Source organism: Providencia sp. Je.9.19 (genome assembly GCF_051129765.1).
Taxonomy (GTDB): Bacteria; Pseudomonadota; Gammaproteobacteria; order Enterobacterales; family Enterobacteriaceae; genus Providencia.
On the sequence record NZ_JBCPSS010000003.1, the window covers coordinates 95,587 to 108,538 of the forward strand.

Here is a 12,952-nt window from a genome sequence, read left to right on the forward strand (position 1 = left end):
TAATTTATGAAAGATAAATCAGTAGAAAATCGTTATAACAGTTTTTTGCCCTCCCATTTGGCAATATTAAAAACACCACCGTCCTATTTATCAACTAGTATTGCGATTACAATAAGTATTGGAATACTCATTGCCATTATTTGGTCTTTCATTGGCAAATTAGATATTCAGGCAACAACTCAAGGCAAATTAATTGTTTCTGGTCGCACTCAGTTAATTCAAGCCTTCGAATTAAGTCGATTACAAAATATTCACGTCTCAGATGGTCAATTAGTTAAACAAGGTGATGCACTACTAACAGTTAAAGTATTAGGTGTCGATCAAGATATTCTCAGTTTAAATTATCAACGAAATTTCCAGACTAGCGAAAAAATAATTCATCATGCATTGCTCAATGAACAATCGGTTGACGCATCCCCACTTTTTTCTCAACTCTTACCTAGCGAACAAGATAGAGCCATACTCAGTTATCAAAGCCTGAAAAATGAATTCGACTCATTAATCAATGAAATAGATAATGAAATTAAATTAAATAGAGTTAATTATCGTACCAAGCAAGTTGAGTTAAAAGATATCGATGCGCTAATCACTAATATCAAAAAGAGACTCACTGCCCATCATGAATTGAATCAAAAACAAATTATTAGTCAGAAAGAGTTTCTAGAACAAGAGCGTGAACTTTTGATCACTAAAAAAGAAAAAACCACCAAAAAATCTGAGTTATCTATCTTGGATAGTCAGCACCATTCACTGAAAGATAAATTAGTTAGGATTAAAACGCAAAAATATCAAGAATGGGATGAAAAACACAAACAAGCTGAATTTAAGCATGTTTCTCTAGAGCAAGAACTATTCAAAAATCAAGAACGTAACCGACTTGAAATTATTCGCGCTCCTGTTGATGGTACTGTGCAGCAACTTGCTACTCATACGCTTGGCGCCGTATTGCAACCTGCACAACAATTAATGGTCATCGTCCCGAATAATGATGTTCAATTGGCAGAAGTTAAAATTTTAAATAAAGATATTGGCTTTATCCAAGAAGGCCAAAAAGCCATGATCAAAGTTGATGCTTTCCCTTATACCCGCTATGGCACGATAGAGGGAGAAGTTTTATCTATTTCAAGGGATAGCACCCATGATGAAACTTTAGGTTTAGTTTTTTTAGGACAAATTGGTCTAAATAAAAAAGATTTACTCGTAGACGGAAATAACCTTGAACTAACGCCAGGTTTATCAATTGTCGCTGAAATTAAAACCGAAAAACGACGGATTATTGATTATTTGCTCAGCCCGATTAATGAATATACTTCAAACGCAATGAGAGAAAAGTAATCAATGGAACAAATTAATAATAATGGGCTGGAAGCCCTTGTTTGGATTGCTAATCACTTTCAAAAGAATGTCACGGTTGATCAGCTAACCCATGCTATTGGTATGCAATCTTATTCACCAACTGATTGGGAACTAAAGCAATGTGCCCATACTCTTGGTTATGAAACTCAATCCGTTTTATTAACACAGCTCCAACTAGCAGATATCCCACTCCCCGCACTGATTTGTATTGATAGCACTTGGTTTATTTTAACGCACAATCAAGAACTGAATTTGGTTAATCCAAAAACCTTTGAAAGCGCACAATGGCAAAATACAGATATCACACCAGAAACTCAATTCAATGTTTTATTAATCAAAGAACAATTAGAAATTGAACAAAAAAGAGCATTTGGTTTTAGCTGGTTTATTCCTTCCATTTTTCGCCAACGTTTCAAATTAAAAAATGTTTTTATTCTTGCGGCTATCGTTCAACTGTTTGCTTTAATTAGTCCATTATTATTCCAAAATTTAATCGATAAAGTCCTTGTCGGACGTAGCTTAGCTAATTTACACATTTTAGCATTAGGCATCCTTGCTATTGCCATTGCGGAACCTGTTTATAGTTTTATTCGTAATAAAATATTTAGTCACTCAAGCACTCAAATTAGTGCTGAGCTCTCAGGTAAAATTTATCGGCATTTAATGGCATTACCACTGAATTATTTTAAATTAAGACCAACAGGAAAAATCATTGCCCGAATCAGAGAATTAGCACATATCCGTCAATTTTTGACGGGTTCAACATTGATGCTATTTGTTGATTTTATCTTTGTTATTTTATTTATTGCCGTTTTGTTCTCCTATAGTAGCGTCATGACATGGATGCTTGTCGGTTCAATGGGGATCTTTTTTGTCCTTTGGCTAATTCTTGGGCCTATTATTCGTCAACAAACCGAAAAAGCCTATCAGGCTGATGAAAACGGACTAACCTTTCTCACGGAGACAATTACTGGTATTGAAACCGTTAAAACAACAGCAACAGAAAAATATTTCTATCAGCGTTGGCAAAAACTGCTCAGTAAACAGTTGATGCAAAATTTTAAAGTTTCTATTCGTAGCGTTGTCGCGACGCAATTAATGACATTAGTGAGTAAAATAACCACTGCACTATTATTATGGGTTGGAGTAAAAGAAGTCTTAAACGGCGGAATAACGGCAGGAGAGTTAGTTGCTTTTAATATGTTAAGTGCACATGTCACTCAACCCGTACTAAGATTTGCTCAAATTTGGCAGGATTTTCAACATACAATTATTTCATTACGTCGTGTTGGCGATATTTTAGATAGCCCGATTGAAAATGAGCGCAAAGGAATTGCAAGCTCTGCAACTATTCAAGGCCAAATTGATTTTCAAAATATTCGCTTTCGTTATCAACCCGAAACGCCAGAGGTACTTAATAATCTATCTTTATCCATTAAAGCTGGAGAGTTTATTGGTATTACCGGCCCTTCTGGCTCAGGTAAAAGTACCTTAACCAAATTACTACAGAGACTTTATATTCCGCAACATGGGCAAGTAATTGTTGATGGTATGGATTTGGCTGTAGCCGATACAATTGCATTACGTAGACGAATGAGCGTGGTCTTACAAGAAAGTATGCTATTTGTAGGAACAATTGCAGAAAATATTCGATTAAGCCATCCGCAAGCAAATGACGAACAACTCATTCATGCCGCTAAATTAGCAGGGGCTTATGATTTTATTATGTCGTTGCCCGATAACTTTAATTATCACTTGTCAGAACGAGGACTAAATTTGTCAGGTGGCCAGCGTCAACGTATCGCTCTGGCTAGAGCCTTATTAACAGAACCTGATATTTTAATTCTTGATGAGGCAACCTCTGCTCTGGATTATGAATCAGAAGCCGCTATTATGGCAAATATGCCTTCGATCGCTAAAGGTAGAACAGTAATTAGCATTGCACACCGGCTCAATACAATTATGCATGCAGATAAAATTTGTGTCATTCATGATGGTGAAATCACCGAAATGGATACGCATGATAATTTGCTTAAACAAAATGGGTTATATGCAAGTTTGTGGCAACAACAAACTCAATAACAGTACAAAAAAGCATCACTAATATAGCAAGTGATGCTTTTTTATTAAAAGTGCCTTTTTTTTAATCTATCAAGTCCTTTGAGCATGTATGCAACTATGGCACTACAGAATCAGCTAGGGTATCATTGCGCGCTGAATTACTGGCACACCCCTCCTTTAGCAATAATAGATATGGCAAAAGAACAAACTGATCGCACTACACTGGATTTGTTCGCCGAGGAACGTAGGCCTGGGCGACCTAAAACTAGCCCGCTATCGCGGGATGAACAATTAAGAATCAACAAACGTAATCAACTTAAACGCGATAAAGTCAATGGATTACGCAGAGTTGAACTAAAACTAAATGAAGAAGCTGTCGCGGTATTGAATCAGTTAGCTGAAGAAAAAAATATAAGCCGTAGTGAATTAATTGAAGAAATATTGATGTCTCAACTAGAGCAAACCTCTGAGGCAACAAACAAATAATTTCATCTTGATGAATCACACAAATTTGACAGACTTATCAACGTTTTTTCGCCAAAATAGGGCGTAAAATTATACTTACTTTCGTTCTAATTTAGTTCTAGCAGGCGATAAATGTTAAAGCTGCTAGAAAAACAAGAGGTTAATCACTTTATGGCAGTCATCGGCATTTTCTTCGGAAGTGATACAGGTAACACAGAAAATATTGCCAAAATGATCCAAGAAAGATTAGGCAAGGACGTTGCAGAAATCCACGATATTGCTAAATGTAGCAAAGAAGACATCGAGGCTTTTGATATCCTACTTCTTGGTATCCCGACTTGGTATTACGGTGAAGCTCAATGTGATTGGGATGATTTTTTCCCAACGCTCGAAGAAATTAATTTTGAAGGCAAACTTGTCGCACTATTTGGTTGTGGTGACCAAGAAGATTATGCGGAATACTTCTGCGATGCGATGGGAACTATCCGCGATATTATCGAGCCAAGAGGCGCTGTTATCGTAGGTCATTGGCCGACTCAAGGTTATAACTTTGAAGTATCTAAAGGTATGGCTGATGATAACCATTTTATCGGCCTAGCAATTGATGAAGATCGCCAGCCAGAGCTGACTGATGAACGTGTTGATGCATGGGTAAAACAGATCTCTGAAGAAATGTCTCTTGCTGAAATTATTGGCTAATGCTCAATTAAGAGCTTAATCAGTAAGCTCTTAGAATATAATTATAATAATGAGACAATACATGGTTTCTATTTTTGTTTTCCATGCCTATAATTGTAAATCAGTTTAGAAGACAACTGGATTTATGTTAAAAATGTCTCATTATTGTTAAATTCATGATTCAAGATACAGGACAAACCCGCATGACAGACAACAATAAAGCATTGAAAAATGCTGGACTCAAAGTCACTCTTCCTAGATTAAAAATTCTGGAAGTACTTCAGGAGCCTGAGTGCCATCACGTCAGTGCGGAAGATCTCTATAAAAAGCTAATTGATATTGGTGAAGAGATCGGGTTGGCTACGGTATACCGTGTATTAAACCAATTTGATGATGCAGGTATTGTCACCCGTCATAATTTCGAGGGTGGAAAATCTGTATTCGAATTAACTCAGCAGCATCACCATGACCACTTAATCTGTTTGGATTGTGGAAAAGTGATTGAGTTTACTGATGAATCAATTGAAACTCGTCAGAGAAATATCGCTGCACGCCACGGAATTAAGCTATCTAACCATAGCTTGTACCTCTATGGCCACTGCACCGATGGTAATGACTGCCGTAGTAATGCTGATGCACATGAAGCAAAAGAATAACTTAGTACACTTATCGTGATGTCGATGACGTTACAGTAATGTTACGATTAAATCTTAAAATACCTGATAGCCTAATGTTATCAGGTATTTTTTTTATATAGTTCATCTAACTGCCATCATTATTTATCACAACAACGCTTAAATTTATTTATTTAGCGCCATAAAAAAACATCTAACGCACCTTTTAAGAATCTCATATATTTAATCTATCTCTAACAGTAAAAAACACTAATAGTTGACTTAAGTACTTAATTTATAACTTTTATTATCTGCTTTAATGTTAAACATAAAGCTAAGCTATAATGTGTTGCAATTCAGTTTAAATCCTTTATATTAATTGGCTAATTATCTTATCCTTACTAATACATAAGACACAGGATAATACGTTAAAGGCACTTTATTTTGTTTACTTCATATACACAAAATTAATACCAATAAAGTCTTACACGCAATACGCTAAATTAGAGTTAAATTATCTTAGCGTTATGAAATCCTACACTCAAAAAATTAAAATAAATACGCGTTTTAATTGTAACAATAGAATTAAGTTAACTTTCTGTAACCTAATTACCTTATGTTTTATTCAGTCGTTATAATAATTTGTAAGAGATTAAGTAATGAGAAAATCATATCTTTTTATTAATACTAGTTTTTTCTTCTGGTTTCTTACTTTGATAGCATGGATTTTTAGTCGCTCTACCCTGAGCCTATTTTCATTTGTATTATCAATTCTGTTCTTGGTCTTATACTTTAATCAGAAAAAGGTAAGTAACATGTTCACCAGAAAACAAAATAAATCAGCACCAGAAAATGCCATATCAACGACTCAACCAGAGATCATACCAATGAGAGAAGAACAAACTGGCGTGTCAACACCGACAGTAAGTGAAGAAAAAACCAATACTATAATTGCTAGAGACGTTGTATTTGAAGGCAATATTACGGCAAATGAACTCGTTCATATCTATGGTAAAGTGATTGGAAATATCACAGGAAAAGATAATACTGTTAAAGTAATGTTAAATGGTCAAGTCACCGGAAATATAACCAGCAAAGAACTCGTTGTTAATGGCAAAGTTGAAGGTGAATGCTTATCTGATTCAATTAGTATCGAGAACAATGGTGAGATTCACGGCGTTATCCAATATACCAGTTTGTCGATTAAAAAAGGTGGCATATTATCAGGGCAGGCAAAAGTAAAAAATGTAGCAATACAGGCAGAAAAAGTAACTGTACTAAAAGATAAAATTAAACAAGAAGTACCTGAAAAAAACATTGCATCATTATAACAAATGGCTCCTTTATCTATATCCATAATGAGCGTTATAAACATAATATTATAAATAAAAAACAAGATGACAAACATTCATCTTGTTTTTTTATGCTTAATTAACTATTAGTTAGCCCACAATTAATCGATATAAGTGCATTTTTTTATTATGCTCATTAAATTGATTATTAATATATATGCTAATCGTTTTTGTATCACTTATTTTGGTAAGTTACTGCCATAATTACTTTATGACAGTGACTCAAACCAAATAGGCTAATTTTAGAAAATAGTAAATGGCATCATAACCATAAACTTAATATCTTTTTCATCTTGGAAGATATTACCATATCCACCACCCCAGCTAGGAATATCGGTATGATTATCATACTTGGTAAAATGTAATTTAAATGAAGTGTCTTTTGCTCGTCCAGTTTGAACGGTATACAGTATATCAAAATTCCAAGCACTCTCTTTTAGGCGTACATCTTGTGCATACTGCGTGTTAGTACTAGGTTTCGCATCCCAGCCATAGATATATGAGGTTCCTACTTTCCAACCCGCTAAATCCCAATTTTTCAAATCATACATAACACCTGCATATAATGCCTTTTCATTATTCGCATTCCAATCTGAACGGCCATCCCACCAAATGTCCATGCGTCCATTTGAAGTCGCCCAACCTGGGGTCATACGTTGTAAGAAATACCCTTGATTTCCTTCTGCTTTAACGTAAGTTCCTTCCACTTTAAAGTCGAATTGCTCATAGGTATAACCTAAGGTCATCGCTTGTAACCAAGCTAATCCATCATAAACATCATTCACACCACCATCAGTGACCTTATCTTCAGAACCGTAGAACTGATAAGACATACGTAAATCTCGGTCAGCAATTGGAACCGCATAAGATGCTTTAGCAAAATACTGATCCATATAACCCTTAGCTTGACCATAAGAACCCTCAAGCACTAATGAGTTTTTGAAATCATATTTAAAGCCAATTGCATGTAAATAACTGATCCCTGTTTGTCCATCCGCCTCTCTAAAATTATACATTTCAGTATACCAAGGCGCTTTATAGCGGTCAGTCCACATATAAGATGCGCTGAGCTCACCATTTTGCTCAAAATCAAAAACAGCACCAACTTCTAGCCCTCGATATGTTCCAGGCATGTAACTCCAGTGGGATGCTAATAACGTTTGTCCTGTCGGTTGAATATAACCCCCTCTCCCCCAGAAAGGACCATATTTCATTTTGGCAGCCGCTTTATAAATACTGACACCACTTCTATCACCAGTATATTTTTCATCCCAACGCGATCTTGCATCACTAAAACCGATTTCATTTGGTGCTGCCGGACCACTATTTGATAGTTCGATTGCTGTGAACGCAGCGAGATCCAACCCAATTACATCTTGAAAATAGCCAGACGAAAAATCAAGATTGGCATTAAATGTTGAGTGCTTAAGGTTATCTGCATATTTATTATATTTATCACTGCTTGGATTTAAATCTTTACGCGAACGATCTCGCTGCCAATAATACAATCCACCTGTTAGCTTTGAATCATCAAGAAATTGTTCTGCGTACATTATAGGTTGGTAACCAATAGGAAGCATTGCTATCGCTATTTTTAAGACGAGCAACTTCCTGCCAGGATTGACAAATTTATTAACCATTCTGTATTTCCTCTAATATTTTTTTAGAATTATTGTTCGGCCAAAATACGACTTAATTTTCAATTTTAATCTAATTACTCACAATAACTGATGTCATTTGTGATGCTATTAGCCTATTTTTCGCGACACGAATTATCAACATCGATATTAGTTTTATTGCCAAAACATGATCGATGACACATTAATATTATTTAGCAATACAAATTGCCAGTAACAAAATCATGCCAAAACAAACCTTAATAAATTGAAATATAAGAATAATAAAGAGAAAACTAATAGAGAAAATACAGAATAAAACAATATTCAATCATCAGAAATAAAGCTTAAAAATTGCTATTTAGCCATCTTATTTGTTAAGTATTAGTATAATTGCTTAAATACTATCACCACATTGACCTAATTGAGTCAAAATCTATTAGTGCTACAAGTATATTTAGATATTTTTTTTTGTTTTTTTTGATAAAAAATAATAAGCAATAATAGATATTTGTTTAAAAAAAATCCGCAACAATATTGTTACGGATCTTCATATATAAAAAACCAGTTAGAAATTAGTACTTCTCAAATAAGGCTTGAATTTGTTTCGGATCTTTAGTTTGTGTTAGAGCTAATTGCAATAATACACGTGCTTTTTGTGGATTAAGTCTTTCTGATGCCACAAAACCATATAAATTATCATCCACTTCCGCATTACGCGTGGTATAACCTGTTGGTACACGGCTTGAGCGCACAACCACGACATCTTGTTTTGCCGCATTAGCTAAAGCTTCAAAAATAGTTTTATACATATTACCATTACCAACACCTGCACTCACAATACCTTCAACACCCTCTTCTCTCAGTGCTTTGATAGGCGCTGCGGATGCATTGGCATAATTATAAACAATACCAACCGCAGGGAGTTTTTCGAGTTTATTGACGTCAAATGCCGCTTTATCACTACGTGGTTGCGCTGCTTGATAAAAAGTCACTTTTCCATCATGAATAAAACCTTCTGCCCCTGCATTAACCGCATCAAATGCCTGCACTTGTGTTGTATTCATTTTAACCACATTTCGACCTTGAATGACTTTATCATTCATCACCATCAATACTCCACGATCTCCTGCGGACTTGTCAGATGCTAATACGACCGCATTGTAGAGATTTAAAGGCCCATCGGCACCCAACGCAGTAGAAGGACGCATTGCTCCAACCAATACAATCGGCTTTTTACAATTTGTCGTTAGATCCAAAAAGAATGCCGTTTCTTCTAAGGTATCTGTACCATGTGTAACAACAAAACCATCCGTTTTATCACAATCTTGATTAATTTTTTTAGCAAGTGTCAGCCACACTTGGTCATTCATATCCTGAGAGCCAATATTCACTAATTGCTCACCACTGAGATTGGCAATTTTTTTTGTTTCAGGAACCGCATTAATTAAAGCATCAATACCAACTTTACCCGCTTGATAGCTTGATGAAGTGGCAGAATCTCCACCGCCTGCAATAGTACCGCCCGTTGCAAGCACCATAATATTTGGCTGTGCTAATGCTGAAGCGGCAAACAGTGAAATCAGCGTAGCAAGTAGTGTTTTATTTCTGTGTTTCATCCTATTTTCCTTTAATTAAATAACCTGCTGTTATTATGTGGTTTTAGCGTACTGTTGTTGTGAGCTATATAATTATTTTAGGAAAAATATTTAGCTTTCAGATGATTTTTAATGAAATGAATAAAAAGCGTGAGCGCAGCGGTAAAAATCCGTATCATAGACCGCCTGAAACACTCTATTTACAAGTGACTGACAATGAGCCAAACATTTATACCCGGCAAAGATGCCGCTCTTGAAGATTCCATTGATGCATTTCAAACCAAATTAAAAAAATTGGGATTTGATATTGAAGAAGCGTCTTGGTTAAACCCTGTACCAAACGTTTGGTCAGTGCATATTCGCGATAAAGAGTGTCCTCTTTGTTTTACCAATGGCAAAGGTGCTAGCAAAAAAGCCGCATTAGCCTCTGCCCTTGGCGAATACTTTGAACGTTTATCAACAAACTACTTTTTTGCTGATTTTTATTTAGGTAAATCTATTGCAGAAGGTGACTTTGTTCATTATCCAAATGAAAAATGGTTCCCATTAACTGACGATGATAGCCTGCCAGAAGGTATCCTTGACCCACGTTTGCTTAAGTTTTATGACCCTGATAATATCCTAGCTGCGAGTCAGCTCATTGACCTACAATCAGGTAATGATGAACGTGGTATTTGTGCACTGCCGTTTACGCGTCAATCTGATAACACCACGGTTTATATCCCAATGAATATTATTGGGAACCTGTATGTGTCTAATGGCATGTCAGCAGGAAATACTGCTAATGAAGCCCGTGTACAAGGGCTATCTGAGGTTTTTGAACGTTTCGTGAAAAACCGAATCATTGCAGAAAGTATTAGTTTACCCGCGATCCCAGCAGATGTGATGGCTCGTTATCCAGGTATCGTCGAATCAATTGAGACCCTTGAAAAAGAAGGTTTCCCTATCTTTTGTTATGACGCATCACTCGGCGGGCAATTCCCTGTTATTTGTGTCGTCTTATTTAATCCACAAAATGGTAGCTGTTTCGCTTCTTTCGGTGCACACCCTGACTTTGGTGTCGCCCTTGAGCGTACCGTTACTGAGCTATTACAAGGCCGCGGGCTAAAAGATCTTGATGTCTTTAATGCACCAACATTTGATGATGAAGAAGTTGCTGAACATACTAATTTAGAAACTCACTTTATTGATTCAAGTGGTCTAATTAGCTGGGATCTATTTAAAGAAGATGCAGATTATGAATTTGCTGACTGGAGCTTTAAAGGAACTACCCAAGAAGAATTTGCAACACTAATTAGTATTTTCAATACATTAGATGCTGAAGTTTACATCGCAGATTATAACCATTTAGGTGTATACGCCTGTCGTATACTTGTCCCTAGCATGTCAGATATTTATCCAGTTGAAGATCTTCATTTAGCCAATAATGCGATGGGAGCTTATTTGCGCGATACCATTATGGCATTGCCTGAGAGCCAATGGAAAAAAGAGGATTATCTCGCACTGATTGAGCAATTAGATGATGACGGTCTAGATGATTTCACTCGTGTACGTGAGCTACTGGGCTTGGCTGTCGGTAAAGATAATGGCTGGAGTAATCTGCGCATTGGTGAATTAAAATCAATGCTAGCACTTGCTGGCGGAGATCTTGAGCAAGCACTCGCATGGGTAGAATGGACCCAAGACTTCAATAGCTCAGTATTAACAACGCAACGCGCTAATTACTATCGTTGTTTGCAGACGTTATTGCTGCTATCTCAAGAAGATGAGCGAAACCCTGCGCAATATTACCCTGCGTTCGTACGTATGTATGGTGAAGAAGCCGTCGATGCGGCATCTGCGGCAATTGCAGGTGAATCTTGCTTCTATGGGTTATGGGCTATTGATGATGAATTAAAAGCGTTACCAGCACATCAAGCTCTACTTGCAGCCTATGAAAAACTGCAAAAAGCAAAACGCAACAATGCATGATATTCCAAATTAGATGAAGGCCTTAGGGCCTTTATCTTTCTATAAGTTAAATTAATGATCAAAATCGCGACATTCACTGTAATTAATTAACATTTAAGTGCATATATTTACCTAACTGAACTCTTTTTATCCAGTTTTTAAAAAATATTTATAAATTTTAAACTTTATTTTTATGTTAAATATCATTGAGTTAACATGGTTTTTAACATTTATATCACTATTTTGGACGTTTTCTTGATGAAGTTTATGATCCATATCAAATTTCTCACTTATCCCGTTTGTTACTATAATTGCGTGCTATAATTAATCAACTTTGTAAGAGAGTGTTGGTATGAAAGCTGACAATCCTTTTAATTTATTACCACCTGCTATAATGGCCCAGGTCGCAGATGATTCTGGTGTTTATAAAACAAATAAACATCCTGCAATTACCTACTTGTCAGCATTTACTGCCGGTATGTTTATCTCTATCGCTTTTGTATTCTATATCACTGCAACAACAGGTGCAGCTGAGGCTCCCTTCGGTTTTACCAAACTGATTGGTGGGATTTGCTTCTCCCTTGGGTTAATGTTAGTTGTTGTGTGTGGTGCCGATCTCTTCACTTCTACTGTACTTACTATTGTTTCTAAAGCATCAGGCAAGATCACTTGGGGGCAAATGCTGCTAAACTGGTTTAATGTCTATATCGGTAACTTAATTGGCGCATTATTTTTTGTGGCACTGATTTGGTTTGCGGGTCAATACACAGCGGCTAATGGTCAATGGGGATTGAATGTACTACAAACAACTAGTCATAAACTCCATCACACTTTTGTTGAAGCTGTTGCTTTAGGAATTTTAGCAAACTTAATGGTTTGTTTAGCAGTTTGGATGAGCTATGCAGGTCGTAGTTTGACAGATAAACTGTTAGTTTTAATTATGCCAATCGCAATGTTTGTTGCTAGTGGATTTGAACACAGTATCGCTAACATGTTTATGATACCGCTTGGTATCATGATTAAAGAATTTGCTCCTGCTGAGTATTGGACTCAGATCAATATGTCTCCTGATCAGTTTTCACATCTTACGGTAGGAAACTTTATTACAGAAAATCTCATTCCAGTAACTATCGGAAATATTATTGGCGGCGCTTTATTAGTCGGCCTAGTTTATTGGTTAATGCATTTACGTAGTAGCCAAAAACATTAATCGCTACTAACACACAAAAGATTCATTAAGATCTCACAAAGATCCATTGTTA

At 36.1% G+C, this 12,952-nt stretch carries 10 protein-coding genes; 8 read left to right on the top strand and 2 right to left on the bottom strand.

What is annotated here, in order from left to right:
• Nucleotides 1-6 precede the first annotated feature (6 nt).
• From AAZR93_RS13035 to AAZR93_RS13060, 6 genes are all read left to right on the top strand, one after another.
• Nucleotides 7-1,335, top strand: a complete 1,329-nt coding sequence (locus AAZR93_RS13035) for an HlyD family type I secretion periplasmic adaptor subunit (protein ID WP_294100216.1) — start codon at nucleotides 7-9, stop codon at nucleotides 1,333-1,335.
• Nucleotides 1,336-1,338: 3 nt separating this feature from the next.
• Nucleotides 1,339-3,438, top strand: a complete 2,100-nt coding sequence (locus AAZR93_RS13040) for a type I secretion system permease/ATPase (protein ID WP_434720043.1) — start codon at nucleotides 1,339-1,341, stop codon at nucleotides 3,436-3,438.
• 171 nt (nucleotides 3,439-3,609) lie between these two features.
• Complete coding sequence (gene ybfE, locus AAZR93_RS13045; RefSeq protein WP_294101318.1) at nucleotides 3,610-3,903, top strand: LexA regulated protein; 294 nt, start codon at nucleotides 3,610-3,612, stop codon at nucleotides 3,901-3,903.
• Between the two features lie 150 nt (nucleotides 3,904-4,053).
• Complete coding sequence (gene fldA / locus AAZR93_RS13050; protein ID WP_294101320.1) at nucleotides 4,054-4,581, top strand: flavodoxin FldA; 528 nt, start codon at nucleotides 4,054-4,056, stop codon at nucleotides 4,579-4,581.
• A 182-nt stretch (nucleotides 4,582-4,763) separates the two neighbouring features.
• Nucleotides 4,764-5,216 (top strand): ferric iron uptake transcriptional regulator, encoded by a 453-nt coding sequence (gene fur / locus AAZR93_RS13055; RefSeq protein WP_294100219.1) that lies wholly within the window; start codon nucleotides 4,764-4,766, stop codon nucleotides 5,214-5,216.
• Nucleotides 5,217-5,989: 773 nt separating this feature from the next.
• Nucleotides 5,990-6,505 carry a bactofilin family protein gene (locus tag AAZR93_RS13060; RefSeq protein WP_434720044.1) on the top strand — a complete coding sequence of 172 codons (516 nt, stop codon included), beginning with the start codon at nucleotides 5,990-5,992 and terminating at the stop codon, nucleotides 6,503-6,505.
• A 263-nt stretch (nucleotides 6,506-6,768) separates the two neighbouring features.
• On the opposite strand, the gene chiP is transcribed toward AAZR93_RS13060, so the two are convergent.
• Nucleotides 6,769-8,166: a chitoporin ChiP gene (gene chiP, locus AAZR93_RS13065; protein WP_434720045.1), complete on the bottom strand. Its 1,398-nt coding sequence runs from the start codon at nucleotides 8,164-8,166 to the stop codon at nucleotides 6,769-6,771.
• A 551-nt stretch (nucleotides 8,167-8,717) separates the two neighbouring features.
• Nucleotides 8,718-9,761 (bottom strand): L-asparaginase 2, encoded by a 1,044-nt coding sequence (ansB, locus tag AAZR93_RS13070; protein WP_294100222.1) that lies wholly within the window; start codon nucleotides 9,759-9,761, stop codon nucleotides 8,718-8,720.
• Nucleotides 9,762-9,956: 195 nt separating this feature from the next.
• On the opposite strand from ansB, the gene ycaO reads away from it, so the two are divergent.
• On the top strand, nucleotides 9,957-11,711 hold the full coding sequence (ycaO, locus tag AAZR93_RS13075; RefSeq protein WP_434720046.1) for a 30S ribosomal protein S12 methylthiotransferase accessory factor YcaO: 1,755 nt from the start codon (nucleotides 9,957-9,959) through the stop codon (nucleotides 11,709-11,711).
• Between the two features lie 331 nt (nucleotides 11,712-12,042).
• Complete coding sequence (gene focA / locus AAZR93_RS13080) at nucleotides 12,043-12,900, top strand: formate transporter FocA (protein WP_294100226.1); 858 nt, start codon at nucleotides 12,043-12,045, stop codon at nucleotides 12,898-12,900.
• Nucleotides 12,901-12,952: the final 52 nt, after the last annotated feature.